22 protein-coding genes are annotated in these 26,334 nt (G+C 74.1%); 9 read left to right on the top strand and 13 right to left on the bottom strand.

The window, feature by feature from the left end; all coding sequences use genetic code 11:
- The first annotated feature begins 21 nt into the window (after positions 1–21).
- Positions 22–1,218, top strand: a complete 1,197-nt coding sequence (locus tag WME75_RS41930; RefSeq protein ID WP_437482880.1) for a hypothetical protein — start codon at positions 22–24, stop codon at positions 1,216–1,218.
- Positions 1,219–1,280: 62 nt separating this feature from the next.
- On the opposite strand, the gene WME75_RS41925 is transcribed toward WME75_RS41930, so the two are convergent.
- The 4 genes from WME75_RS41925 to WME75_RS41910 form a co-directional block, all read right to left on the bottom strand.
- Complete coding sequence (locus tag WME75_RS41925) at positions 1,281–2,081, bottom strand: MlaE family ABC transporter permease (protein WP_437482877.1); 801 nt, start codon at positions 2,079–2,081, stop codon at positions 1,281–1,283.
- Positions 2,082–2,323: 242 nt separating this feature from the next.
- A complete protein-coding gene (tsaE, locus tag WME75_RS41920; protein ID WP_437482874.1) occupies positions 2,324–2,875 on the bottom strand; it encodes a tRNA (adenosine(37)-N6)-threonylcarbamoyltransferase complex ATPase subunit type 1 TsaE in 552 nt (183 codons plus the stop codon).
- 3 nt (positions 2,876–2,878) lie between these two features.
- Positions 2,879–4,027 (bottom strand): hypothetical protein, encoded by a 1,149-nt coding sequence (locus WME75_RS41915; RefSeq protein ID WP_437482871.1) that lies wholly within the window; start codon positions 4,025–4,027, stop codon positions 2,879–2,881.
- Between the two features lie 122 nt (positions 4,028–4,149).
- Entirely contained in the window at positions 4,150–6,024 is a 1,875-nt protein-coding gene (locus tag WME75_RS41910; RefSeq protein ID WP_437482869.1) for an ABC transporter substrate-binding protein, read from the bottom strand.
- 161 nt (positions 6,025–6,185) lie between these two features.
- On the opposite strand from WME75_RS41910, the gene WME75_RS41905 reads away from it, so the two are divergent.
- From WME75_RS41905 to sdhB, 3 genes are read left to right on the top strand one after another with little or no spacing between them, the layout of a single operon-like run.
- Positions 6,186–6,959, top strand: a complete 774-nt coding sequence (locus WME75_RS41905; protein WP_437482866.1) for a succinate dehydrogenase — start codon at positions 6,186–6,188, stop codon at positions 6,957–6,959.
- A 55-nt stretch (positions 6,960–7,014) separates the two neighbouring features.
- Positions 7,015–9,030 carry a succinate dehydrogenase flavoprotein subunit gene (gene sdhA / locus WME75_RS41900; RefSeq protein WP_437482864.1) on the top strand — a complete coding sequence of 672 codons (2,016 nt, stop codon included), beginning with the start codon at positions 7,015–7,017 and terminating at the stop codon, positions 9,028–9,030.
- Position 9,031: 1 nt separating this feature from the next.
- On the top strand, positions 9,032–9,853 hold the full coding sequence (gene sdhB / locus WME75_RS41895) for a succinate dehydrogenase iron-sulfur subunit (RefSeq protein ID WP_437482861.1): 822 nt from the start codon (positions 9,032–9,034) through the stop codon (positions 9,851–9,853).
- Between the two features lie 43 nt (positions 9,854–9,896).
- Here sdhB and WME75_RS41890 read toward each other — a convergent pair whose 3' ends face one another.
- The 6 genes from WME75_RS41890 to WME75_RS41865 all read right to left on the bottom strand — a co-directional run bounded on the left by WME75_RS41890 (position 9,897) and on the right by WME75_RS41865 (position 15,847).
- Entirely contained in the window at positions 9,897–10,463 is a 567-nt protein-coding gene (locus WME75_RS41890) for a hypothetical protein (protein ID WP_437482858.1), read from the bottom strand.
- A gap of 84 nt (positions 10,464–10,547) precedes the next feature.
- Positions 10,548–11,420: a branched-chain amino acid ABC transporter permease gene (locus tag WME75_RS41885; RefSeq protein WP_437482855.1), complete on the bottom strand. Its 873-nt coding sequence runs from the start codon at positions 11,418–11,420 to the stop codon at positions 10,548–10,550.
- Positions 11,421–11,477: 57 nt separating this feature from the next.
- Positions 11,478–12,677 carry an ABC transporter substrate-binding protein gene (locus tag WME75_RS41880; protein ID WP_437482852.1) on the bottom strand — a complete coding sequence of 400 codons (1,200 nt, stop codon included), beginning with the start codon at positions 12,675–12,677 and terminating at the stop codon, positions 11,478–11,480.
- A gap of 245 nt (positions 12,678–12,922) precedes the next feature.
- A complete protein-coding gene (locus WME75_RS41875) occupies positions 12,923–13,669 on the bottom strand; it encodes a TlyA family RNA methyltransferase (RefSeq protein ID WP_437482849.1) in 747 nt (248 codons plus the stop codon).
- Complete coding sequence (locus tag WME75_RS41870; protein ID WP_437482846.1) at positions 13,666–14,670, bottom strand: ABC transporter substrate-binding protein; 1,005 nt, start codon at positions 14,668–14,670, stop codon at positions 13,666–13,668. The genes WME75_RS41875 and WME75_RS41870 overlap by 4 nt, the downstream gene beginning before the upstream one ends.
- Positions 14,663–15,847, bottom strand: a complete 1,185-nt coding sequence (locus WME75_RS41865) for a trypsin-like serine peptidase (RefSeq protein ID WP_437482843.1) — start codon at positions 15,845–15,847, stop codon at positions 14,663–14,665. The genes WME75_RS41870 and WME75_RS41865 overlap by 8 nt, the downstream gene beginning before the upstream one ends.
- Positions 15,848–16,157: 310 nt before the next feature.
- Here WME75_RS41865 and WME75_RS41860 point away from each other — a divergent pair, with 310 nt between their 5' ends.
- From WME75_RS41860 to WME75_RS41840, 5 genes are all read left to right on the top strand, one after another.
- Positions 16,158–18,641, top strand: coding sequence for a DNA internalization-related competence protein ComEC/Rec2 (locus WME75_RS41860; RefSeq protein WP_437482840.1), 2,484 nt, complete (start codon positions 16,158–16,160; stop codon positions 18,639–18,641).
- A gap of 29 nt (positions 18,642–18,670) precedes the next feature.
- Complete coding sequence (locus tag WME75_RS41855; RefSeq protein WP_437482837.1) at positions 18,671–20,155, top strand: B12-binding domain-containing radical SAM protein; 1,485 nt, start codon at positions 18,671–18,673, stop codon at positions 20,153–20,155.
- A 30-nt stretch (positions 20,156–20,185) separates the two neighbouring features.
- On the top strand, positions 20,186–20,434 hold the full coding sequence (locus WME75_RS41850) for a glutaredoxin family protein (protein WP_437482834.1): 249 nt from the start codon (positions 20,186–20,188) through the stop codon (positions 20,432–20,434).
- A gap of 67 nt (positions 20,435–20,501) precedes the next feature.
- The gene (locus WME75_RS41845; protein ID WP_437482831.1) at positions 20,502–21,152 is read left to right on the top strand and encodes a TlpA family protein disulfide reductase; all 651 of its coding nucleotides are present in this window, start codon (positions 20,502–20,504) and stop codon (positions 21,150–21,152) included.
- Between the two features lie 159 nt (positions 21,153–21,311).
- On the top strand, positions 21,312–22,010 hold the full coding sequence (locus tag WME75_RS41840) for a GbsR/MarR family transcriptional regulator (protein ID WP_437482828.1): 699 nt from the start codon (positions 21,312–21,314) through the stop codon (positions 22,008–22,010).
- Positions 22,011–22,044: 34 nt separating this feature from the next.
- Here the strand turns inward: WME75_RS41840 and tssI are convergent, their stop codons facing one another.
- From tssI to WME75_RS41825, 3 genes are all read right to left on the bottom strand, one after another.
- On the bottom strand, positions 22,045–24,144 hold the full coding sequence (gene tssI / locus WME75_RS41835; protein ID WP_437482825.1) for a type VI secretion system tip protein TssI/VgrG: 2,100 nt from the start codon (positions 24,142–24,144) through the stop codon (positions 22,045–22,047).
- A gap of 171 nt (positions 24,145–24,315) precedes the next feature.
- Positions 24,316–24,582: a hypothetical protein gene (locus WME75_RS41830; protein ID WP_437482822.1), complete on the bottom strand. Its 267-nt coding sequence runs from the start codon at positions 24,580–24,582 to the stop codon at positions 24,316–24,318.
- Between the two features lie 13 nt (positions 24,583–24,595).
- Positions 24,596–26,302 carry a DUF2169 family type VI secretion system accessory protein gene (locus WME75_RS41825; protein ID WP_437482820.1) on the bottom strand — a complete coding sequence of 569 codons (1,707 nt, stop codon included), beginning with the start codon at positions 26,300–26,302 and terminating at the stop codon, positions 24,596–24,598.
- Positions 26,303–26,334: the final 32 nt, after the last annotated feature.

Here is a 26,334-nt window from a genome sequence, read left to right as displayed (position 1 = left end):
CGGGGCCCGATGCCGGCGGCGATGCTGCGAGCGAGCCCGCTGCTCATCGACGGACGCGCGTTGCTCGACGCCGATCGCCTGCTCCACGCGGGGGTCGCCGAGCGGCGCGCGAGCTTCGAGCTCGCGTTCACGGCGATGCCGCCCCACGCGGGCTTCCTCGTGGTCGCCGGCGTCGAGGCGGCGCTCGAGGCGCTCGCGCTGGACGGCGCGCGCCTCGACGCGGGGGCGGTCTTCGCGGCGCGCGAGGCCTGCGGCCTGAGCGACGCGCTCGTGGAGCGGCTCGCCGGCGCGCCGATCTCGATCGACATCGACGCGATGCCCGACGGGACGATCGCCTTCCCGGGCACGCCGGTGGTCACGGTGGAGGGGCCGTTCATCGAGGCGCTGCTCGCCGGCGCGCTGCTCGTGCCGGCGCTCGGCCGGGGCACGGCCGTGGCGACGCGGGCGGCGCGGCTCCTCGTCGCCTCGGACGGCGGCGCGGTCGTCGACGGGTCGTCGGCGCGGGTGCCGTTCGCCGACGAGGCGCTGGCGCTCGCCCGCGCGGCGCACGTGGGCGGCGCGTCGGCGACGACGAGCGCGCTCGCGGCCACGGCGCTCGGCGTCCCGTTCCGCGGCGCGGTGGGGATCGATCTCGGCGAGCTCGCGCCGCCGCCGTCGCCGCTCGAGGGCAGCTGGCCCTGGTACGCCGACCGGATGGTCGACCTCGGGGGCCACGAGGAGGAGGCGACGCTCCTCGAGGCGAGGCGCGTGGGCACGACCGCCGGCGGCTGGGTCGCCACGGGGCTCGCCGAGCCTGAGGGCGGGCTGCCGGCGGTGCGCTACGAGCTCGTGGCGCTCGAGGAGTCGGGCGCGTGGGCGCTGCGGCAGGGCACGAGCGATCGCGGCGACGTGATCGCGGGGCGCAAGATGGTGGCGCGCTACTACGACGAGGCGGGGCGCGCGGCCTGTGACGTGATCCACCTGGCGCACGAGCGGATGCTGGCGCCGCGCGCGCTCGGGGCCGCGAGGCTCGCGCCGCTCGCGCGGGCGGTGATGCGCGGCGGCCGCGCGCTGGAGTCGCCGGAGCCGCCGAGCGCCGGGCGCGAGCGCTCCATCGCCGGGCGCGAGCTGCTCCCGCACGGGGTCGTGCGCCTGCGCGCGCCGGGGCGGTACCCCGTGCAGCTGTCGCCGGCGCTGATCGCGCTGCGCGAGCCGGAGCCGCCGAGCTCCTGGCGGTAGGGGGGAGCAGGGCCGGAGCCTCTAAGTGCGCGGCTACTCCAGGTCGGGCGGGCCGCCGTGGCTCACATGTCGAGCAGCAGCTGCGTCAGGATGTAGTTCGTGACGAGCACGGTGACGCAGCTCTCGACGACCGCGCGCGTTGTCGCGACGCCGACGCCGCGCGCGCCGCCCGAGGCGAAGAAGCCGTGGCGGCACGAGACCGACGAGACGATGAAGCCGAAGACGCACGCCTTGATGAGCCCCATCGAGATGTCGCTGGGCAGGGCGAAGTCGCGGACGCTCTGGAAGAACGAGCCCGCGTCGCCGCCGAGCCAGAGCACGGCGACGAGGTACGAGCCGCACATGCCGACGCTCGTGTACAGGATGCAGAGGAGCGGCAGCATCACCGTCGCGGCGAAGAGCCGGGGCGAGAGCAGGTACTGCACGGGGCTCACGCCCATCGTCGCGATCGCGTCGATCTGCTCGGTGACGCGCATGTTGCCGAGCTCCGCGGCCATGGCGCTGCCGGCGCGGGCGGTGACCATGATCGCCGAGAAGACCGGCGCGAGCTCGCGGGCGAGCGAGACCGCGACGAGGCCGCCGACGCGGCCCTCGGCGCTGAACGCGCGCAGCGCGTGGGACGTCTGCAGCGTCACGACCATGCCGCTGAAGACGCCGGTCAGGCCGACGATGAAGACCGACTGCGCGCCCATGAAGTCCATCGCCGCCAGGAACTGCGCGGGGCGGAACGGCGGGCGCACGAGCCAGAGGAGCGTCTGGAACGTCAGCGTGACGATGTTGCCGATGTTGTCGAGGAACCCGAGGAGCGGCTCCAGCGCCTTGTTGAGCAGCTCGCTGCGGCTGGTTTCCGCGCCTTCCTTCACCGTGCGCTCTTGTATCATGCAACGCCGCCGCGCACGGGGTCGGGCGCGCAACGACCCCGCGCGCCCGCACTGCGCGTTACCCTTCGCGCCGCGCGTTACCTTACCCTTCGCGCTGGCACGCTGCCCGAGCCGCCGGCGCGAAGGGCAGCGCCCCAGCGTGCGGTCCGAGCCGTCGGTCGAGCTCGTCCGGAGGTGCAGCGGTCGCCGCTCGCCCGCTCCAGCCGCCGGCGGTTCGACGTCGTTCACGCAGCGCCCGGGCCGGCCCCCCGCGATCCGCCGGCGCCGCCTCGCAGCTCGGCCTCGAGCGCCGCGAGCACCTCGCCGCTCCGCGCGCCGGTCGCCCTGATCTCGGCGGCGCGCCCCGGCGCGCCCGGGTCCTCGGGGGCGGCGAGGTGGATCAGGAGCGCGTCGCCGCCGAGCGCCTCCACGAACGGCTCGCCCCACTCCACCACGACGAGCGCCCCCTCCGCGCGGCGCTCGCGCAGCCCGAGCTGGGCGAGCTCCTCGTCCGCGGCGCCGCGCGCGCCCTCCGCAGGGGACGCGCCGCCGAGGCGGTAGGCGTCGGCGTGCGCGATCGGGACGCGGCCGTCGTGCTCGTGGACCAGCGTGAAGGTCGGGCTCGTGACCGGCAGCTCCGACGGCACGCCGAGCGCGCGGCAGAGGGCGCGGGCGAAGAACGTCTTCCCGGCGCCCAGGTCGCCGGCCAGGACCACCAGATCGCCGCCCGCGAGGCGGCCGGCGAGCGCGCGCGCGAGGCGGATGGTGCTGCGGCGGCTCGGCAGCTCGATGCGCATGCGTCAGAACCGGGCCCCCGCGCCGAGCGTCGCGCCGAGCAGGAGCAGCGAGCCGTCCCCCGCGGGGACCCACCGGAGATTGCCGAGCTGGGCCTCGATCTGCACCGAGGAGCTCAGCGCGAGCACGACGTCGAGCGACGCCCCGATCACCGGGCGCACCTCGAGGTCGCCGCGGTACGTCGCGCCGCCGGGGCCCACGACGCCGGCGCCCGACCGGAAGAAGGCGCCGGCGTGGAGCGCGGGGCCGATGTGGAGCGGGAACGCGCGCCACGCGCCGCCCTCGGGCGTCAGGCTGGGGGTCAGCATCAGGCGCGCGCCGCCCTCGAGCCAGGCGGCGAACGGGCCGGCCAGGTTCCCGCCGCCGCCGGCGAACAGCTCGAGCCCGCGATCGGAGACCGCGTAGGCCACGCGCGCCGTGCCGACCAGCGAGGCCGCGCTGCCGCTCGCGCCCGGGAGGCGCGCCGCCGCCACGGCGGCCCCGAGCGACGCGGAGAGGGCGAGCCGGCGCCCGCCCGAGTACGCAGGCCAGACGCGCTCGGGCCCGAGCGGGTACGCCATCTGCACCTCCTTCGCGGGCGGCGCCGGCGGCGGCGGGGGCACCGGCGGCAGCACGGCGGCCCCGCCCGCGGACGGGGGCGCGGCAGGAGGCGGCGCGCCCGCCGGCGTGGCGCCCGCGGGGCGCTCCCAGGGGAGCTCGCCGACGCCGACGCCCTCGGGGCGGAGGAGCACCGCCAGCATCTCCTGCGTCTGCTGGGCCTCCTTACCCCGGTCGACCTCCCGCGCGACCGACTCGACCCGGCCCGTCGAGGCGAGATACGCGGTGAGCTCGACCCGGGAGGTCGTGACCGCAGGCTCGACGGTGCCGCTCAGGATCCAGTCCGCGCCCGTCCGCGCGCCCACGGCGCGGTACTCGTCCGTGGTGTCGGCGATGCCGTCGGCGACGCCCTTGAGCGCGGCCGCCACCGCGCCGTCCGGCACCGGGGTGTGGCCGAGGGCGGCGAGCCCGCGCGCGATCTCGGCCTGGGCGGCGCTCCGGGCGGCCTCGTCGGTGCCTCCGCGCGCGGGGAGCACCGCCACGCGGTCGGCGAACGCGGCCGGGGCGATCGCCGTCAGCGCGGCGGCGGCGGCACAGGAGAGGGCTCGGCGGATCATGCGGCGCCATGCTACGCCCGCCGGGACGCCGGAGCAGCCCCAGGACGACGCGGCGGCACGCTCTCCACGCCACGCGCGAGCCCCGCGCGGCGGCCAGGCGGCCGTCCGGCGGCTCGCTCCGCTCATCGCGCTCTCTCGATCTCGCGGTACGCGACCCCCCTCGGCAGCACGCGCTTTCCACCGAAGCCGGTCGCCGTCGTGGTCCAGAGCTCGGCCGTCGCGCGGCTCACGGCGCTCGTCGCCGCGAGCCGCCGCGCCTTCACCTCGGCCGGGTCCTCGGTGCCCGTCTTCGGCAGCCGCTGCACGCCGGCCCAGGCGAGGACGCCGGCGTCGCGCCCGAGCGCCGCCCAGAAGCTCGGTGGCGACGGGTGGGTGGCGAGCCACACCCCGAGCGCGGCCGGCGCGCCCGAGGGCGCCGCGACGAACGGGAAGAGCCCCGCCGTCGCGACGAGCGACCCCGGCGGCGGCGGCACGGCCGCCTCGAAGCCGAGCGCGATCGTCACCGTGCGCGGGGCGGCGCGGAGCGCCTGCTCTGCGCAGGGCGCGTCTCCGGCCAGGATCACCCCTCGGATGGCCGGCGGCCGGAGGGCGCGCGGATCGAAGGTCCCGTCGCAGGGCAGCGCGAGCGCGATGCCGCGCTCGGCGAGCGCTGCGGCCGGAGCGCCCCCGGCGGCCTCGCCGCCCACGAGCGCCGCCGGCTTCGCGCCCCGCTCCGCGAGCGCGGCGGCGAGCACCTCGATGCCCCTCGCGGGCTCCTCGCCCACGACGAAGACGAACGCCCCGTCCAGCGCCGCCGGCTCCGGCGGGTGCACGAGCAGCACCGGGATCGCGTTCGCCCGCGCGAACCTCGCCACCGCGGTCGCCTGATCTCGATCCGAGCCGGCGATGAGCACCGCGGCGCCCTCGGCGGTGAGGCTGCTCAGCGCCTCGTCGATGCTGCCCTCGCCGCCGTCGTCGCGGCTCACGAGCCGCGCGTCCGACCCCGGCCGCAGCAGCCCGAGCCCGTGCGCCACGCCGGCGGCCATCTCGACGCCCCGCCGGCGCGACTCGGAGGTGCGCGTCGAGAGCAGCAGGCCGACCGTGGGGGGCTCGACGCGCGCGGTCCCCGCGCCGGCCGCGAGCTCCGAGATCGCGTCGCCCTGGCTGCCGAGCAGCGCGCCGGCCCGGTCGAGCAGCTCCTTCGCGAGCGCGACGTCGCGGCGCTCGCGGGCGACGATCGCGAGGCGCTCGGCGACGAGCGAGCGCAGGTCGACCTGCGGGTCCACGACCTCACCGGCGGCCTGGCCGGCGCGCATCGCGCTGACGAGGTGAGCGATGGGCACCTTGCGCAGGAGCGCCCCGATCTGCGCCCGGACGGCGGCGCGGTCGTCGTCGTCCGCCTCGCGCAGCCAGACGCTCATCAGCTCGACCGCCTGCGTCCACGCGCCCGCCTCCATCGCGGCGGCCGTGACCTCCTCGTTGAGGAGCGAGCGCACGTACGCGTCGATCATCTTGCTCACCAGCGGGCGCAGCACCCCGAAGGCGGGCCTCGGCTTGCCGGCGCGCCGGAGCGCCGCGCCGCGGAGCACGCGCGCGAGGTCCGCGGTCGGGCCCGGCCCCCCGGCCTCGATCTCGGCCGCGAGCGCCTCGGCGCGGCGGAGGTCCCCTCGCTCCAGCGCGAGCCACGCGAGGTGGGCGGCCGCGACGCGCGCGAGATCGTCGCCCGCGTAGCGGTCGCGGAAGGCGAGGAGCTCCGGCTCGAGCGCGATGCGCTCCGCGCGCGCGCCGCTCTCGAAGCGCGAGAGGATGCGGTGCAGCTCCGCCTGGGCCGCGGGCGACCCGCCGAGCGCCGGGCTCATCGCCGCCGCGCCGTCCTGCGCGCCGCAGCCGACGACGGCGATCGCCGCCCCGAGCGCGAGCAGCGCCGCGCTCGTGATCGCGGGCACACGCGCGAGCAGCGCCGCGCTCGTGATCGCGGACACACGCGCGAGCAGCGCCGCGCTCGTGATCGCAGGCACACGCGCGCGCAGCGGTCGTCGCGCGGCGCGCCCGGCCTTCGCGCGCTCGGTCGATGCGCCGGAGGCAGCGGAAAATCGGCCCGAAGCGTTGACTGCGTTCACCTTGACGTCACCCGAGCCATCCCATACACCGGCGGCGCCCGCCTTCCATCGAGGTCAGCGTGTCCGAGGCAACCCCCGCCAGATCGCTCTTCCACAAGAGCCGCCGGTCCTTTCTCCTGCGCAAGCTGCATTCTCTCACCGGCGCCCTCCCCGTGGGCGGGTTCCTGCTCTTCCATTTCTGGACGAACGCGAAGGCGCTCCAGGGGCAGGAGCGGTTCGACGCGGCGGTCGCCGAGATCTCGCACATGCCGTACCTGCCCGTGCTCGAGCTCGGGCTCGTCGTGCTGCCGCTCGCGTTCCACGCCCTCTACGGGGTCAAGCTGGTGCTCGAGGGCAAGCCGAACGTCGGCAGCTACACGTTCTCGCGCAACTGGATGTACACGATGCAGCGGGTCACGGGGGTGCTCGCGTTCGCGTTCATCGCGTTCCACCTGTGGCAGTACTGGGCGCAGAAGTGGCTCGGCCGGATGGCGCCCGAGGAGTTCTACCCGCGGCTGTGCGCCGACATGGCGTCGACGGTGGGCGGCGTCCCGGTGATCGCGCTCGTCTACATCTTCGGCATCGCGGCGAGCGTGTTCCACTTCGCCAACGGCCTCTGGGGCTTCTGCTTTTCGTGGGGGGTCACCGTGTCGCGCCGGTCGCAGCGGATGGCCGCGGTGGTCTTCGGCGCGCTGGGCCTCCTCTGCTTCGTGCTCGGCGCCAACACGGTGATCTACTTCGCGACCGGCGCGCCGTTCCCCGGGACGCCGAGCCCGGCCGCGGAGGGCGCCCGCACGTGCGCGGAGATCGCGTCGGCCGGGCGCGCCGCGCTGGTCGCGCCGGCCTCGCACTGACCATCGTATCGGCCGCGCCCCGGTGGGGAGCGGCGCGGGAGCATCGAGAGCGAACATGGCCGCGAAGAGCACGACGAGGAGCGAGGGGGGGAAGGTTCGGCGCGTGATCGTCGTCGGGGGCGGGCTCGCCGGCCTGATGACGGTGATCAAGCTGTGCGAGGCGAAGGTCCCTGTCGACCTGATCTCCCTCGTACCGGTGAAGCGCTCGCACTCGGCGTGCGCGCAGGGCGGCATCAACGCCTCGGTGAACACGAAGGGCGAGGGGGACAGCCCCCAGGTGCACCTCGAGGAGACGGCGTACGGCGGCGATTTTCTCGCGAACCAGCCGCCGATCAAGGGGATGGCGGAGGCCGCGCCCGGCATCGTGAACCTGCTCGATCGCATGGGCGTGCCGTTCAACCGGACGCCCGAGGGCCTGCTCGACTTCCGCCGCTTCGGCGGCACGCTGTTCCACCGCACGGCGTTCGCCGGCGCGACGACGGGGCAGCAGCTGCTCTACGCGCTCGACGAGCAGGTGCGGCGGTTCGAGCTCGCCGACGTGACCGACGAGCACGGCGTGTCGATCCCGGGCGAGAAGATGGTCCGGAAGCACGAGTTCTGGGACTTCATCGAGGCGATCCTCGACGACTCCGGCACGTGCGTCGGCTGCGTCGCGCAGGACCTGAAAACGATGCAGATCCGCGCGTTTACCGGCGACGCGGTCGTGCTCGCGACGGGCGGCTGCGGCATCGTCTTCGGCCGCTCCACGCTGAGCGTCATCTGCACGGGGACGGCCGCGTCGGCGGTCTACCAGCAGGGCGCGGTCTACGCGAACGGCGAGTTCATGCAGGTGCACCCGACCGCGATCCCGGGCGCCGACAAGCTGCGGCTCATCTCGGAGAGCGCGCGCGGCGAGGGCGGCCGCGTCTGGGTGCCGAAGGACAAGACCGACGCGCGGAGCGCGCGCGACATCCCCGAGAAGGAGCGCGACTACCTCCTCGAGCGGATGTACCCCGGCTACGGCAACCTCGTCCCCCGCGACATCGCGGCGCGCGCGATCTTCCGGACGTGCTTCCACGAGGGGCGCGGCATCTGGAACGCCGCGACGGGCCGGAACGAGAACGAGGTCTACCTCGACCTGACCCACAAGGACGAGAAGTTCCTCCGGGCGAAGCTCGCGGGCATCCTCGAGATCTACGAGAAGTTCGCGGGCACCGACCCGTACAAGAACCCGATGAAGGTCTTCCCGGCGGTCCACTACGCGATGGGCGGCCTGTGGGTCGACTACGAGGCGGACGCGCGGGGCTCGCTCAAGGTGGGGTCGCCGCGCAATCACGCGACGAGCATCCCGGGGCTCTATGCGGTGGGCGAGGTGGACTACCAGTATCACGGGGCCAACCGGCTCGGCGCCAACTCGCTGCTCTCGTGCATCTACGGCGGCCTTGTGTGCGGTCCGGCCGTCGCGAGCTATCAGCGGAGCATCAAGCGGAGCGCCCTGGACCTGCCGCGCTCGATCTTCGACAAGGCCGAGAAGCGCGCCGAGGCCGACTACCAGCGCATCCTGACGCAGAACCAGGAGGCGAAGCAGCCGGAGAACGCGTACCGGCTGCACCAGGAGCTCGGCGAGATGATGCTGCGCGACTGCACGATCGAGCGCGACAACGCCGCGCTCGACCGGGTGATCGAGAAGCTCGGCGAGCTCGAGGAGCGGGCGGGGCGGATCAAGAGCACGGACACGGCCCCGCGGGTGAACCAGGGGGCGCAGTTCGTGCGGCACTTCGAGAACATGCTGGTGCTCGCGCGGGTCATCGCGCAGGGGGCGAGGAACCGGGACGAGTCGCGCGGGGCGCACTACAAGCCGGAGTTCCCGGTGCGGAACGACGCCGAGTGGCTGCGCACGACGCTGGCGCGCCACGAGGAGAAGGGCGCCGTGAGGTTTATCCGCGCGTTCGACACGACGTGCGCCGGCCAGTCGGTCCACGTGACCGACGCGGTGGACACGTCGCTGGTGGCGCCGCGGGAGCGCAAGTACGAGCAGGCGGGCGCGGCGAGCGCGCAGGCGACGGGGAAGCTGTCGCAGAAGAGCGTGTAGGATGGCCAAGGCGAGCGGAGACGAGGCGAACGGGGCGGCGGCGCCGGCGCAGGCGCGGGGCGAGGGCCGGCTTGTGCACCTGCGCGTGCGGCGGCAGGACACCGGGGATCGGCCGGAGTCGCGGCGCTGGGAGGAGTTCAAGGTCCCCTACCTGCCGCAGATGAACGTGATCAGCGCGCTGCAGCAGATCCAGCGGGATCCGCGGACCGTGGACGGCAAGGAGGTGGCTCCGGTCGTCTGGGAGGCGGTGTGTCTGGAGGAGGTGTGCGGCTCGTGCACGATGGTGGTCAACGGCCGGGTCCGTCAGGCCTGCTCGGCGCTCATCGACCAGATCGCGCCGAAGGGCGAGGTGATCACGCTGGAGCCCATGTCCAAGTTCCCGCTCGTGCGCGACCTGCTCGTCGACCGGAGCCGGATGTTCGAGGACATGAAGCGGGTCCGCGCGTGGATCGACATCGACGGTACGCACGAGCTCGGCCCGGGTCCACGCGAGTCGCCGGAGCGGCAGGAGGAGCGGTATCCGCTCTCCCGCTGCATGACGTGCGGCTGCTGTGTCGAGGCGTGCCCGCAGTACAACGACGGGACGAAGTTCGTCGGCGCCTTCGCGATCAACCTGGTGCGGCTCTACAACATGCATCCTTCCGGGGCGATGCACGAGGGCGAGCGCCTGGAGTCCGTGATGAGCGAGGGCGGGATCTCCGATTGCGGCAAGTCGCAGAACTGCGTCGAGGTGTGCCCGAAGGAGATCCCGCTGGTCGACTCGCTCGCCGCGGTCGCCCGCGACACGACGAAGAGGATGCTGTTCGGCTGGCTGCTGAAGTAGAGCGGCTCGCGCGGCGTGTACCTGATGTTGCCGAAGACCGCGCTCAGGGGAAAGGCGATCCCGACCCGAACCCGAAGCCTGACCCGAGCCCCACGCCCACCGGCGCCGTCGTGGTCTGCCGCTCCAGCTTGCGGATGCGCATCCCGAGCACGTGCGTGATCAGCGTGCAGGTCTGGTGCGCGCGCGCCGTCACCTCGCACCCCAGCCAGACGCCGAACGGCTCCCGCTCGCCCTCCTCCGCATAGCGGATCACCGGGCCGTTCTGGGCGACCGTGAGCCATGCGTTCGCCTCGCCCGGCAGCGACGCGTGCAGCACGCCGACCTGGCCCAGCGCGTCGTCGTTCGGGCCAATGACCCGGCCGTCCGGCTCGAGCAGCGCCAGCGGCTCGGCCTCCAGACCGAACACCCGCCCGCCGCGATCCACGCTGAGCCGGTGCTCGCCGTTCACGAAGATCTTGCCGTCCGGCGCGATGTCGACCGCGAGGTTCCCGTGGACCCAGCGCGCCCGCGGGATGTCGAGCAGCGCGCCGCCACGGGCCCAGTTGGCAGGGGGCGTCGCGGCGCACGCCGCGAGCAGCGAGAGCGGCACGACGAGAGCGAGGCGTCGCATGCGCCGAGCATACCGCAGCGACGAGCGGCGCGCCGGCGCGTCGGCCGGCGATCGGCCGACGCGCCGACGCGCCAGCGCGCAGCGCTACACCTTCTCGGTCCCGGTCGTGCCGAGCAGCCCGGTCGGCTTCACGAGCAGCACCGCGATTAGCACGGCGAACACGAGGACGTCCTGCAAGCCGGAGTAGGGCGTGAGCTTCGTCATCTCGCCGATGATCCCGATCAGCATGCCCCCGAGCATCGCGCCCGTGATGTTGCCGATGCCCCCGATGACCGCCGCCACGAAGGCGCGGTTGCCGATCACCACGCCCATCGTGGGGTACACCTGCGACTGATCGAGGCAGTAGAGCACCGCGCCCACCGCCGCGAGCATCGAGCCCGTGACGAAGGTGAGCGCGATGATGCGGCTCGTGCGGATGCCCATCAGCCGGGCAGCCTCGACGTTCACGCTGAGCGCGCGCATCGCCTTGCCCGTCCAGGTGCGCCGCACGAGCAGCTCCAGGCCGATCATCACGAGGATCGAGGTGACGAAGATCACCTTGCGCGTGTGCTCGATCGGCAGGAGCTGAGGATAGCCGCGGTAGCGGGCGGTGAAGAGCAGCTGCGCCAGGTTCTGGAGGAGGACGCTCATCGCGAGCGCCGTGACGAGCGGCGTGATCCGGGTGTTCGCGAGGCTCCGGCCCCGGGATCGCAGCGGCGCGTAAGCCACCTTCTCGACCACGACCCCGAGGACCGCCGTGAAGGCCATCGCGCAGAGGGTGCCGGCCACGCCCGCGAACAGCGGCGCGTCCTGGGCGCCGAACGCCGCGATCCCGAACAGCCCGGCGAAGGCGCCCATCATGAAGACCTCGCTATGAGCGAAGTTGATGAGCTTGAGGATGCCGTAAACCATCGTGTAGCCGAGGGCGACGAGGGCGATCATCGACCCCTGGGCGAGCCCCGTGATCAGGGCACTCACGATCTTCTCCATGGAGATCCCTTCACCGCACGTCGAGCGAGCGCGCGGGCACGACCACTACTGCTTCGCGGCCTTCTCGTTGACCGTGGAGTAGTAGGTAAACTGCTTGTCCTTGATCTGGACAATCACGACCGGCTTGTCGGCGTTGCGATTCGCGTCGATGGTGATGACCCCCGTCGCCCCCTGGAAACCCTTTGTGTCCTGGATGGCCTGCCGGATGTCGTCCGGCGTCATCGTCTTGGCGCGGCCCATCGCGTCGGCGAGCAGCCTGGCCGCGTCGTAGCCCTGCGCCGCGATGCTCGACGGCGTGCGGTTGTACCGGTCCTTGTACTTCTTCACGAACGCCTGCGAGTTGGGCCAGGGGACGTCCGGCGCGTAGTGGTTCGTGAAGTACGCGCCTTCGAGCTCCTCGGCTGCGTCGCGCAGGAGCTCGTTCGCGTCCCACCCGTCGGTGCCGACGAACATGTTCCCCGGCACGCCCGCGGCCTTGGCCTGCCGCGCGATGGGGGCCATGCTCGTGTAATAGATCGGCGCGTAGATCATCTCGGGGTTCGCCGACTTGAGCTCGTTGATGTACGTCGTGAAGTTGGTCTCCTTCTTGAGGAAGCTCTTCTCCATGACGATCTCGCCGCCTAGGCGCTTCACCTCGGCGCGGAACTCGTTGGCGAGGCCCGACGAGTAGAGGTCGTCGGAGGCGAAGAAGAGCCCCACCTTCTTCTTGCCGAGCGTGTTCACGATGAACTGCGCGCCCATCTGGCCCTGCACGTCGTCCGTGAAGCAGGCGCGGAACACGAAGGGGCCGACCTTCGTCACGTCCGGGTTCGTGGACGACGGCGAGATCATCGGCACCTTCTTCTTGTTGGCGACGATGCCGCCGGCGCGCGACCGGGACGAGGCGACCTCGCCGAGGAGGGCGAGCACGTGATCGCGATCGATGAGCTGCAGGACCTTGTTGGTCGCCTCCTCGGGCTTCGACTTGTTGTCCTCGTAGAGGACGTTGATCGGCTTGCCCTTGACCCCGCCCGCCTTGTTGATCTCGTCGATGGCGAGATCGATACCCTCCTTCGAGTCGACGCCGAACGCCGTCTCCTCGCCCGAGAGGCTGAAGAAGGCGCCGACCTTCCACTCGGGGTCGTCCTTCGCGTGCTTGGCCGGGTCGCCGCCCGAACCCTCGCTCGTCTTGCCGCACCCGAGCGCCATCGCGCTCAGCGCGAGCGCCCCGGCGATCATCCTCACCAAACCTCGTCGTCCGAGCATGTTGTCGTCCTCCCTGTCGCCGGGCCGCCTCGCGTGTGGGTCGCCCGCCGGTGGCCAGGGCCGCCCACGCAGCGGCCCAGAGCGCGTGTACTCACCGCGTCTACCATTGTCCACGCGGCACGTCAGCTATGTCGGGCCGCGTAGCGCTCGGCGCGGGTCATCTCAAGTGTGCGATTCTCCACGGATTCCGCCGGCTAGCCTCGCACCGCCCCGCGCGGGGCGAGCCGGCGCGGGGCGGTGCGAGGCTAGCCGGCGCGGCGCGCATGGACGAAGTGCTCGAGGTTCCCCTTCGGCCCGCGCACCGCGCTGTCGGCCTCGCCGACGACCGAGAAGCCCGCGGCCTCGATGGCCTCGCGCGCCTCGGCGATCGCCGCGAGGCGGGTCGCCTCGTCACGGATGACGCCGCGCCCGCGGGCGGCGGCCTCGCGGCCCGCCTCGAACTGCGGCTTGATCAGCGCGACGAGGTCGCCCGAGGGGCGGAGCAGGCGGGCGATCGCGTCGATGAGCCGGGAGATGCTGATGAAGGACGCGTCGACGACGACGAGATCGATGGGGCTGTCGAAGTCCTCCCGCTGGAGCTCGCGCGCGTTGACCCGATCGCGCACCTCGACGCGCGGATCGGCGCGCAGCTTGCTGGCGAGCTGGCCGTAGCCGACGTCGACCGCGAACACCCGCGCCGCGCCGCGCTGGAGCAGGCAGTCGGTGAAGCCCCCGGTCGAGGCGCCCACGTCGACGCACGTCTTGCCGGCGACGTCGAGGCCGTGCGCCGCGAAGGCCGCGAGCGCGTGCTCGAGCTTGTCGCCGCCGCGCGAGACGAACCGCGGGCCCGAGGCGACGTTCACCTCGGCGTCCTCGGGGAGCAGCGTGCCCGGCTTGTCGATGCGGCGCGGCCCCGAGGTGACCTTGCCGGCCATGATCAGCGCCTGCGCCTCGGTGCGCGAGCCGGCGAGCTTCCGGGCGACGAGCAACGCGTCGGCGCGGACGCGGGTCACGGCGCCCTCGGAGGCGAAGAGGGCGAAGAGGGCGAAGGGGGCGCGGGGGCCGCGCCGCCGTCCCGGGGGTCGGGGGCGGCCGCCGCGTCGGAGAGCGAAAGCGCGTCGCCGTGGAGCGCCCGGGCGACGGCGGCGAGCCCGTCGCCGATGCGCGGGCCCGGGCGCAGCACGACGTCGGCGCGGAGCGGGCGCACGCGCCCCTCGCGCACGGCGCGCAGGGATCTCCAGCCGAGCGCGTCCCGGAGCATCGCCAGCCTGGAGGCGCCGAGCCCGCCGGCCTCGCCGGTGCCGTCGAGCAGCACATCGGGATCCAGCGCGAGCAGGTGCTCGACGCTGATCGACGGGTAGGCGCCGCCGCGGGCGATCGCGTTCTCGCCGCCGGCGAGCCGGAGGAGCTCATCGGCGAAGCTGCCGGGACCCGCGGCGAAGATGGGTGAGGTGTCGAACAGCATGGCGACCCGGACGCGCGGCATCCCCTTCACGGCCTGCTCGACCGCCTGGCGACGAGCGCGGATCCGGCCGATCGCTTGCTCGGCGCCGGGCACCGCGTCGAGCCGCCGGCCGAGCTCCGCGAGCATCGCCTCGATCTGGGCGAGCGACTCGGTCTCGGGGAAGCAGGTCGCGATCCCGTGCCCGCGCAGCGTCTCGTCCAGCGCCGGCCCCGCGGGGCCGTGGGCGCCGACGACGAGGGTCGGCGAGAGCGCGATGATCGCCTCGATGCTCGGATCGGCGTAGCCGCCGACGCTGGGCAGGCGGAGCACCTCGGGCGGGTGGTCGCAGTGGCGCGAGCGGCCGACGAGCGCCGCGCCGGCCCCGATCGCGCAGACCGCCTCGGTGGTGCTGGGCGACAGGGAGACGACGCGCGCGCCGCCCTGCGCCGCCGGGGCCCGACGCCCGCACGCCGCGAGCGCGACCGCGGCGAGCGCCGCGAGCGCTCCTCGCCGCCGGAGCGCGGTGCCCCGCGCGCGAGAAGAAGAAGACGCGCTTCGCCCTTCAGCCAAGCCGGTCCCGGCGGCGCCGCCGCAGGCTCGCCACGGCGCCCAGGCCCGCCGCGCCGAGCAGCCAGGGGACCGGCTTTGTCGGGTCAGGCCTCGAGTGGAGGCTGCACGACCCGCTCGATGCGTCGTCCTCACCGGCGCCGTCGTCTCCACCGTCGTCCTCGGGCGGCGGCTCCGGGAGCTTCGCGCAGAAGCCGAGCTCTTCGTTGCAGCTGTAGCCGCTCGGGCACGTCGCGACCTCGCTGCACGGGCGGGTGCAGTAGCCGTCGAGGCAAGCGTTCGTCAAGCACTGCTCCGGCTGCTCGCAGGCGGCGCCGACCTCCGCCGAGTAGACGGGATCGGTGGGGAAGCCGGTCGCCCAGCGCGGCGCCTCGTACCCTCCGAGCTCGGCGGCATGCAGGGTCGCCTCCTTGATCCATTCCGCCCAGCCGTACACATAGCCGTAAATCGGATACTCGCAGCGCTCGGCCCCGCGCGAGGTCACGCCGATCACGCGGTGCATCAGATCGAGGCTGGGCCCGCCCGAGTCCCCCTCGCAGATGCCCGTGTCCCCGACCCACTCGGTCGCCTTCACCATGGACGCCGGGCAGCCGTCGGACACGCAGTCGATGAAGAGGTTGTCGCGGCGTCGCCGCAGGCCCGCGCCGGTGCTCATGTCGTTCGTCGCCCCGAAGCCGACCGCATAATACTCCTCGCCCACCGCGAGCGGCACATCGACGCGCGGCACGAGCGGCACGGCCTCGCTCTCCGGGATCAGCTCGTCCAGGATCAGGATCGCCTGGTCGTTGCCGCAGAAGCTGTCCGCCCCGCTGCCGGGGAGCAGCACGAGCTCGCTGCCGCCGTAATAGCGCGAGGACGCGCCGATCTCGGCGTCGGTCGTCACGAAGATCCGCCGCGCCAGGTGCGTATCCGTGAATGTCGTGGAGCGGCAGGTGATCTGGCCGTCGAGCTCATTGGCCATGTCCGATACGCAGTGCCGGGCCGTCAGCACCACGTTCGGGGCGATCAGGCTACCGGTGCAGATGGCGCCGATCTCGTCATTGTAGATGCCCACGACGGCCCTGTCGCCGTTGTCCAGATAGCCGTCCCGGATGGCATCGCGCGTCTCTCCGGTCTCGTCAGGGGGCTCCTCCAGGGCCGAGCTGCACGCTGTTGAAGTGAGTCCCAGGGCAAGAATCAAGGTGACTCTGGGCGAGCAAAACGACATCGAGAGCCTCCAAGTACTGCAATGTAGGTGCGAGCCGCGAGGCGCCGCGCCGAGCAGATGATTCTAGAGGGGAATATGCGGTCATGCACGCGCGCCCGGCGCGATGAGCGATTCGGCTCGTTGCATGCGCCACATCAAGAGGTCGTTTCAGAGGCCTTTCAGACTCATCAGGTAACCGACGAACGCCGGATCCGCCATGGCGGCGCCAGGGGCAGGGCGATCGGCTCCGCCGTGAAAAGCCGTGAAAACGTGCGCGGTCCGGGTGTTGCGGGGCGGTGCGGCCGTGATCGACCCGGTCCTGCTCTTCGGGCTCGCGCTCGCCGCGGGCGCGCCGCTCGCTCTCTCTCCGCTGGCCACGGCGCTCGGCGCGGCGCTCGCCGCCGCGGCGCTCCGCCGCCGGGCCGGCCACGCGGCGCTCGCCGCCGCCGCGGTGGCGCTCGTCGCCGGCGGCCTCCGCGCCCGCGCGCTGCTCGACGGCGCGGGCGGCCTCTACGATGGCGCCGCCGCGCTGCTGCACCCGCCGGCGCGCTGCGAGGTGACGGCCGCGATCGTCAGCTCGCCCATCGTGGTCGGGGCGGCGCAGCGGGAGGCGGGCGAGGAGCCGGCCTCGCGCATCGACGTGGAGCTCACCGGCGGGACGTGCGGCGGGCGAGCGCTGCCGGGGCCGCTCCGGGCGCGCCTCTACGGGGCGCCGCTGGATCTCGCGCGCGGAGACCAACTCGAGATCGTCGTGGACCTCGCGCCGATCCACCTGTTCCGCAACGAGGGGCTCCGCGACGCGACCGCCGCGATCGCGCGGAGCGGGATCGTCGCGAGCGGGACGATCGTCGACGCGCGGCGGACCGTGGAGGGGCGGTCGATCGGGGCGGCCGTCGACCGCGCGCGGGGCCGCGTGCGGGCGCGCATCGAGGCGACGTTCCACCCCGACGCTGTCGCGCTCGGGCGCGCGCTCGTGCTCGGCGAGACCGATCTCGCGCCCGAGGACCAGGACGCCTTCCGCGAGAGCGGCCTCGCGCACCTGCTCGCGGTGTCGGGGACGCACCTGATCCTCGCGGTGGCGGGCTTCGCCGCGGTCCTGCGCGCGATCCTCGTCCGCGTCGGCCCGATCGCGGCGCGGTGGGACGCGGGCCGCATCACCGCGGCCCTGTGCGTGCCGGCCGCGTGGCTCTACGCCGACTTCGCCGGCGGCGGCGGATCGGCGATGCGCGCCGCGGCGATGCTCAGCTGCGCGATGGGCGCCCGGCTCCTGGGCCTCCGTCCGGTGGGCGTGCGCAACTTCGCCCTGTCGCTCGCGGGCGCGGCCGCGGTCGACCCGCTCGTCGCGTGCGATCTCTCGTTCGGCCTCTCCGCGGCCGCGACCGCCGGGCTGCTCTGGCTGCAGCGGCCGCTCGCCGCGGTGCTCGTCCCCGGCGAGCGAGGGCGCGGCGACGGCGGCGCCGAGGGCGGGGGGCTCGGCGCGTCGCCGCGCGCGCTGGCGCGCAAGCTCCTCGCGCCCCTCGCGACGACGCTCGCCGCCATGTTCGGGTGCGCGCCGCTGCTGCTCATGACCGGCGAGACGTTCCCGCTGCTCGGCGTGGCGGCGAACGTTGTCGCCGCGCCGATCGGCGAGCTGGCGGCGCTCCCGTTCTGCCTCGCGCACGCGGTGCTCTGGTGGGCGCCGCCGGTCGAGCGCGGGTGCGCGCTCGTCGGGTCGGGCGCGCTGCTCGCGGTGCGCGCCGTCGCCCGCGCCTCGGCGGAGACCGGCGCGGTGCTGCGCCTGCCCGAGCCGTCGCCCGCCCAGCTGGCCGCGCTCGCCGCCGCGATCGCGCTCGCGTGGGCCGCGGAGCGGCGCGGCCGCCGGCTCGCCGCGCTCGCGGCCGGCGCCGCCGCGTGGCTGCTGCTCGAGGTCGTCGCCGTGCGCGCCGGCGCGCCGCGCGGCGTGCTGCGCGTCAACGTCCTCGACGTGGGGCAAGGCGACGCCATCCTGATCGACCTGCCCGAGGGCGGCGCGATGCTCGTCGACGCGGGCGGCTTCGTGGGCAGCCCGGTCGATCCGGGCGCGCGCGTCATCCGGCCGCTCTTGCGGTCGCGCCGCCGCGCGCGCCTCGACGCGGTCGTCCTCTCGCACCCGCACCCGGATCACTTCGGGGGCCTGCCCGCCGTGGTCGAGGGCGTGGAGGTCGGCGAGCTCTGGGACACCGGCCAGGGCGAGGCCGAGGGCGCGGGCCCCGTGTACGCCAAGCTGCTCTCGGACCTGCGCCGGCGCGGCGTGCCCATCGTGGGGCCCGCCTCGCTGTGCGGCAGGCCGCGGGGGCTCTCGGGGGCGACGATCGAGGTGCTCGCGCCGTGCCCCGAGCTCCACCCCGACCGCGGCGCCAACGACAACTCGCTCGTCCTGCGCATCACCTACGGGGCTCGTTCCGCGCTGCTCGTGGGCGACGCGGAGCACGAGGCCGAGGACGCGCTCGTGGCGCACCACGGCGCCGCGCTGCGCGCCGACCTGCTCAAGGTGGGGCACCACGGCAGCCGGACCTCGACCGGCGCGGCGCTCCTCGCGGCCGTCGACCCCTCGGTCGCCGCCGTGTCCTGCGGCGTCCGCAACCGCTTCGGGCACCCGAGCCCCGAGGTGATCTCCCGCCTGTCGGCCCGCGGCGTGGCGATCGCGCGCATGGACCGCGGCGGCGCCCTGGTCTGGGAGACCGACGGCGAGCGCGTCCTCTGGTCCCGCCCGGGCCAGCCGCCGAGCCCGGCGCCGGACCGGGCGTCCTTGCGCCTGAACGTCCCCTGAGGGACGCTCCGTCGATGTCTCGTAGCGCGATGACGACAACGATCCGCCGCCGGCTCGCGAGCGAGATCGGTCGTATCGACAAGCAGGCGCCCTTCCGCGTCGCGCTGTCTTACCCGTCCCCGTACCGGGCTGGCATGAGCTCGCTCGGCTTCCTCCAGATCTACAAGATGATCCAGGCCGAGCCCGGGATGGCGTGCGAGCGCGCCTTCCTGCCGGACGACGAGGGCCCGGGCGCCTCCGGCGTGGAGAGCGCTCCGGTCACGTACGAGGGGCTCCGCCCGCTCTCCGACTTTCCGGTCATCGCGCTCTCGGTGGCCTACGAGCTCGAGCTCGCCGGGGTCGTCCGCCTGCTCGAGCTCGCGGGGCTGCCGGCGCTCCGGGAGGAGCGCGACGGCCGCCACCCGTTCGTCCTGGCGGGCGGTCCGCTCACGTTCTCGAACCCGCTGCCGCTCGCGGTGTTCGCCGACGCGATCCTCATGGGCGAGGCCGACACCCTGGCGGTGGACGTGCTCCGCCTGCTGCGGGAGGCCCCCTCGCGCGAGGCGGCGCTCGACGAGCTGGCGCGCGTCCCCCACGTCTTCGTCCCCGCGCGCCACGGCGCCGAGATGCCCCCGGTCGCCCAGTGCGACAACGCGCTCCTGCCCGCCTGGTCGCCGATCCGCGCCGAGGAGACCGAGCTCTCGAACATGTTCCTCATCGAGGCGGAGCGGGGCTGCTCGCGCGGGTGCACCTACTGCGTGATGCGCCGCTCGACCAACGGCGGCATGCGCATCGTCCCGAAGGAGCGCCTCCTCGAGCTCATCCCCGAGGACGCGCGGCGCGTCGGCCTCGTCGGCGCCGCGGTCAGCGATCACCCGAAGATCGTCGAGGTGGTCCGGTCGCTGGCCGAGCGGGGTTGCGAGGTCGGGCTGAGCAGCCTCCGGCCGGACCGGCTGACCGACGAGTTCGTCGGCGCGCTGCGGCTCGCGGGCTACAAGACGCTCACGACGGCGATGGACGGCACGAGCGAGCGCGTCCGCGAGACCCTCGAGCGGCGCGCGCGGCCCAAGCACCTCCAGCGGGCGGCCGAGCTCGCGCGGCAGCACGGGATGAACCGGCTCAAGCTGTACCTCATGGTCGGCGTCCCCGGCGAGACCGACGACGACGTCGACGAGTGCGTCGCGTTCGTCGCGGAGCTCTCCCGGATCGTGCCGGTCGCGCTCGGGATCGCGCCCTTCTGCCCGAAGCGCAACACGCCGCTCCACGGCGCGCCCTTCGCGGGGATCGGCGTCGTGAACAAGCGGCTCGACCGGCTCCGCCGCGGGCTGCGCGGCCGCGCCGACGTGCGGGCCACGAGCGCGCGCTGGGCGTGGGTCGAGGCGGTGCTCGCCGCCGGCGGCGAGGCCGAGGGGCGCGCGCTGATGCACGCGGTGCACGCGGGCGGCTCGTTCCGCGACTACGAGCGCGCGTTCGAGAAGATCCAGCGGGTGGAGCCGCCGCGCCGCCAGAGCCTGCCGCTCCTCGCGGCGGGGTGAGCGGGGCGGGCCGCCGCCCCGGAGGAGCCGATGAAGAGGCTGACGCTGTTCACGCGCGAGCGCTGCCACCTCTGCGAGGACGCCCACGCCGCGCTCGAGCGCGTGCGCGCCCGCCTCCCGTTCGAGCTCGCCGTCGTCGACCTGGACCGCGAGGCCGGCGCGGAGAAGCGAGCGCTGTACGACTGGGAGGTCCCCGTGGTCGAGCTGGATGGGCGGAAGATCATGAAATACCGCGTCGACGAGCAGCGGCTCGAGCGGCTGCTCTCCAGCCCGGGGTGACATTCTGTCGCGCCGGGACGGTTCGGCCCGCTTTCACCCCGCGTCGCGCTAGGCTATGGCCACCCCCGTGAAGTGGACGACAATCGCGCAGATCCTCTTCATCCTCGTCGCTGCCGTCGCCGTGTACGGCTTCGTGCACGCGGCGCAGAATGACCAGCGCAGCACCGGCTGCAAGGCCATGTGCGCGCTGCGCCCCGCGTACGCCGGCCGCGACCGGCTCGCGCCGGACTTCGAGCTGCCGGACATGAACGGCAAGCCCGTCCGGCTGTCGTCCTTCCGGGGCAAGACGGTCTTCCTGAACTTCTGGACCAAGACCTGCGGCCCGTGCCTCGAGGAGATGCCGGCGCTCGCGGAGCTCGGCCGGATCGCCCGGTCGCGCAACGACATCGTCCTCCTCACGGTCTCGACCGACGAGGGGCCGGACGACGTGCGCGACGCGCTCAAGGTGGCCCTGAACGGGGATCCGCCGTTCCCGGTCCTCTTCGATCCCGAGTCCAAGGTCGTGCTGGACAAGTACGGCACGCAGCTCTTCCCGGAGACGTGGATCATCGACCCGAACGGGATCATCCGGGCCCGCTTCGACGGGGCGCGGGACTGGTCGAACAGCCTGGCCATCGACGTGGGCGAGATGGTCTCGCGCTGGGGCGGGTGCCCGGTCGAGATCTTCAAGGGGCAGCCGCGCGGCGGCTTCGCGGGCCTCTGCACCGACGATTCCTGAGCGGGCTCCGGCGGCGGGGCAATCCGGCAGGGAGCGCGGGACGCGCAGGGAGCGCATGCGGGGCACGCACCGGGAGCGCATGCGGGGCACGCACCGGGAGCGCGGGGCACGCTCGCCGCTTGGCGCTTTCCCGAAAGATCGTTATGTGAGTCACCCATCATGACCGCCCGCAGGCCGACGTCGCCGACCGCGCATCCGCCGCAGCCGCCCGCAGCGAGCGAAGGGGGCGACGGCCCAGCCTCGGACGAGCGGGTCACGGCCGCGCGAAAGGCGCTGCTCGAGGGGGTCGGCGCCGAGATCGCGGCCTCGTTCCCCGGCATCACCCGGCTCGGAGGGCAGGTCGTCGCGGCCCTCTACCTGGCGGACGTGCCGCGCTCGATGGATGAGCTCAGCCAGGAGCTCGGCCGCTCCAAGAGCAACATCTTCGCGAACCTGCGCGGCCTCGAGGCGGCCGGGATCATCGAGCGCCGGCGGGAGTCGGGCGCGCGGCACGACTCGTTCGCGCTGCGCGGCAAGTACCCCGACGTGATCGTCGGCGCCTACCTCGGCCGCCTGCGCCGCGTGGTGCAGGACAAGCGCTCCCTCGCACGGCGCGCGCTCGCGCTGCTCGGCGACGCACAGGGCCCGGAGGCCGACGCGATGCGCGCGCGGCTCGACGACCTGTCGCGCAAGTACGACCTGTTCGCCGAGCTGATGGAGCAGCTCCTGCCGTCGATCGACGGCCCCGTCGATCTCGAGCGGCTGATCGCGCAGGTGCCCGAGGCGGTGGTCCGCTCGCTCAACGCGGCCGCCCGCGTCGCCTGGGCCGCAGGCGACGCGATCAGCCGGCTGAGCAGCCGCGCCACCCGCAAGCGCTGAGCGCCGCTCGGGCCGCACGGGGGCGCGCGCGGCGTCATCCTCGCGGCGGGCAGTCCCTCATCTCGATGAGGATGCCGGTCGACGTCTCGATCCGGTGCATCAGGTTCTCCTCCCGGGTCACCGGCGACGGCGTGATCGGGTTGGGCGCGGCGCCCACGATCATCGGTCGATCGGGGTCTCCGTCCACGAAGACCATCAGCACCTCGATCCCGGGCTTGAGCGGGAAATGGACGCCGTAGTTCGGCCCGGCGTGCGGCTGGATCATCCGCACGAGCCGCGAGGGGAACGCGCGGGACGCGGGATCCCCCGCGTCGAAATGGAAGCGCACCCGGTAGCGCCCCTGCTCGTCGATCGGCGACGTCTGCCCGATCTCTCCGTTCGGGAGCGGCTCGACGAGCGCCGTCACCACCCCGTGGATCTTCGGCCGCGGCGTCGCCCGCGGGGGGCGATAGGCCTGCTCGGCGCGCACGAGCCGCGCGCGATTGACATACTCCTGCTCGCGCCCGGCCCCGCCCTCGATGGCCACCGGCTGCACGGCGCGGTGCTCCACCTCGACGACAAGGAACCGCTGCCCGTCGAGCCGCGGGTGGCCCTCGAGCGCGAAGACGGCCCCCGGGATCAGCCGGAGCTCGTCGCTCCGGCACTCGAAATAGCGGCCCGATGAGGCGCGCTCCTCGGCGCGGATCTGCGCCAGCAGCTGGCCCTCCTCCGGCGTCTTGTGATGGGCGCCGACCTCGACCACCCCGCCCCCGAGGCCCGCCGCCGACTCGTGTGCTGCCGTGAGATCGAGCCTGGGAGTCCGGTAGTTGTACTCCTGCATGACGTACGTCGCGGGGAAGGCCCTGGCCTGCTCCTTGAGCTCGAACACGTCGCGCCGCTCGCCCCGCGTCCGGAACACCACCGCGTCGCCGCCCGGCAGCGGCTGGAAGCCCGTCTGCTCGTCGGTGAAGACCATCACGTCGCGCCCCGACTCGTGCTCGAAGAAGAAGGAGATCCCGAGGTGCTCGGCGAGCCGCGAGATGAAGGCCAGATCCGTCTCCTTGTACTGGACGATCATCTCCCGGTCCGGGTGAGCGCGGTAGAGGCGCATCATCACGTCGTCGGGCCCGAGCCCCACCATCGCGAGCTTCTGCTGGATGAGCGCCGGCACGCTGATGTCGAGGAAGACCTGCTGGAGCTCCACGAGCGTCGCGCGGAACGCCCGCGGCACGAGCCGGAGCCGGTAGGAGCGGAAGGCGGTCTCGGTCTCGTGCCCGTCCTCGATCGCGGCGATCATCCCGTACACGGTCCGTTCGTCCGCGCCCTGGACCTCGAACACGAGCGACGCGGTCGCCCCGAGCACCTGCTCGATCGGGAGCTCGGCGTCGTCGCTGCACACGACGTCGATGTCGAACGAGAAGAGCTGGCCGACGGCCTCGGTGCCGCGCACCTCGCGCACCCGGACATGGCTGCAATCGAAATCCGGGGAATCGAGCCGCAGGACGGGGCTTTGCCGCGCCCGGTCCCGGAGCGCGGCCTTCGCCTCCTGCAGCGGTTCGATCGGCCGGAGGCGCGCCTCGCGGAGCGCTGATTCCGCCGTATCCGGCGCCGAGAAAGGCAGGTGATCCGGCGTCGGCAGGCCGCCGGAGGGGGGCGGGAGATCCCTCGAGCCCGAGACGCTCGCCTTCGGCGACGGCGAGCTCTCGCCCGGCCCCGCGAGGCGGGCCCTCGGCGGCGATGGCGAGAGCTCGCTCGGCCCCGCGAGGCGGGCCCTCGGCGGCGATGGCGAGAGCTCGCCCGGCCGCGCGAGGCGGGCCCTCGGCGGCGATGGTGAGAGCTCGCCCGGCCCCGCGCCGCTCGCGCGCGCCGGGGCCGCGGCGATGCCCTCGTCGCTCGCAGGCGGCGCCGCAGCGGCGGCTTCCTCCACCGCCGGCCCGGGCGCCTCCTCCGCTCTCTCCGCGCACGCCGCGGGCGCGATCGGCTCCGTGCACGGCGGCCCTGCGCCGGGCGCCTCGCGAATGCGGGCGGCGGCCGACTCCGGGCCCATCTGCAGGGCGCTCGGCGCGCGGTGCGCTGTCGCGGCCATCGGTTCGCCGCACGGCCGGTCGGCGCTCGGCTCGCTGCACGTCAGGGTTTGGATCGGCTCCCCGTTCATCCTTAGCGCCTCCTCCGCGGCTCGCCTGTTACCGTACCCGATGCGGAGGCACGCATGGGTACGCACGAGGGTGACGGTATCCGCGGGAAGTACCTCCTCATCGAGGTCCCGAACTTCAACACGCCGGGGCCGAGGCCGCGGCGATGGGCTCCTATCTGCGCCTCGGCGCGGTCAAGGCCCCGGGCCTCGCCGGAAGCCCGGGCGCGCCGGAGGCGAGCCGGCGTCGATCACCGTCGGCGCCACCGAGGAGGTCACGCTTGGCGGCCTTGTCGAGCTGACGATCGTGGCCCTGCTCGAGGTCTCGCTCACCGCGGCGGTGTCGATCGACATGGGCCCCAAGGCCGAGCTCAACCTGACCAACCGGCAGGAGCTCTCCATGTTCTGCACCAACGTGAAGAACCTCTGCTCCAGCGTCTCGTCGGCTGAATCGGTGAGCACCGCGCGTTCCGGCTCAGTCCTTGCGGAAGCGCCTGTACAGGCTGCCGACGAGATCGGGCCGCTCCTGCTTCCGCACGGGCGCCGCCACGGGGGCAGGCGCCGCGACGGGGGCAGGCGCCGCGACGGGGGCATGCGCAGGCGCCGCGACGGGGGCAGGCGCCGCGACGGGCGCAGGCGCAGGCGCCGCGATGGGCGCAGGCGTGGGCGCCGCGACGGCGGCAGGCATGGGCGCCGCGACATCGGCAGGCGCCGCATCCGCCGCAGGCGCCGCGCTCGGCACCCGCAGATCGACCGTGCCCTCCAGCGGTGACGCGGGCACCGGGATCGCCGTCGCGCTGCCCTCCGACCACGGCGCGCCCGGGGGCTCGCCGCGCTCCCGCGCGCTCCGTTCCCCCGGCGGCGCGATCCGAAACGGCGCGCGCACCGCGTCGTGATGGCCCTCACCCCGGATCCGCGCCGCGGGCGGGAGCGCTGCCTGCGCCGCGCGTGATCGCGCCTCGCTCCCCGGCGGCAGCGTGTCATCGAGCGAGAACGTGCGCTCGAGCGGGTGCGCGCCCGCGACCGGCTGCGTGCTCCCGAGCGGAGGCTGTCGCACGGCCGCCACGCTCTCCGGCGCGTCCACGATGTCCTCGTCGTCGAGGGTCACCGTCGTGCTCCAGTCCGTCAGCTTCACGGTCTCCGGCGCCGCCTCCGCGAGCGGCGCGCCCGCGAGCACCTCGGCGAGGCTCGGCCACGGCACCGGCTGGCCCCCTGCCTCCACGCCCACCGCGACGCGCAGCGCCGAGAGCGCCTCCTCCGAGGCCACCTGGAAGCTCCCGCGGAAGACCACCGCGCAGCGCGCGGCGTCGGAGTGCACGATCAGCATGTCGCCCGGGAGCGACAACCAGCGCTGCGCGCCGTTCGGCAGGTGAATCGTCGCGAGCGCCCGCAGCGCCGGCAGGCGCGTGGCGAGCGTCGGGTGACGCGGGCTCAGGCCCTCCAGCACGATCTCCTCGCCGCCGAGCACCCGGTCGAAGCGCTGATCCAGCGGCGCCGACTGGAAGTACGACCAGTCGAAATCCTCCGGGATCGACGCGATCCCCTCCAGCTCCCCGCGCGCCAGGCCGCGGAGCAGGCGCGCCCGGCTCGGCACGATGGACGGGATGGGCCCGAGCCCGATCGACGCGCGCCGCCCGCCGGGCGGCAGCAGGTTGGGCAGCGCGATCGCGCCGCCCGTGTCCTCGAACGCGCCGACGCCGAAGGGGTTGTCCGGATCGCCGGGCCCGCCCCAGGCGCGCTGGTACTCGATCGGCATCTTCACGAACGGCTCGGGCTCCGGAGCCGGCGACCCCATCGAGGCCGCCCGATCGCCCACGACCTCGAGGCGCTTGTCGACGAGCGCCGCCGCTCCGCGCAGGACCGCGAGCCGCACCGGCATCCGCCGCACCGGCGCCCCGCCCGGCGCCCACGCGTGCCCCGTGAGCACCACCTCCGCGCGCTCCAGCCACGGCGCGAGCTCGCTCGTCGCGAGGAGCGGCTTCATCGGGTGGCCGCGCGTGTAGGCCTCGCTCCGGATCACCTCCAGCGGCTCGATCCGCCGCGCGTCGCCGCCCGGCACCATCGCGAAGGTGGCCTTGGCGAGGAGCGTCACGTGGAGCTGGCCACGGCTGCGCCACAGCTTCGCGCCCGCGGCGACCGGTCCGGCGCGGAAGACGTCGAGCGGCCAGCGCGCGGAGGTCACGGGCGACACGCCCCCCGGAGGAGAGCGCTCCG

The organism is Sorangium sp. So ce1014, from assembly GCF_051521505.1.
GTDB lineage: Bacteria > Myxococcota_A > Polyangia > Polyangiales > Polyangiaceae > Sorangium.
Note: the sequence above shows the minus strand (reverse complement) of the source record. Positions and strands in the feature narration are given on the sequence as shown.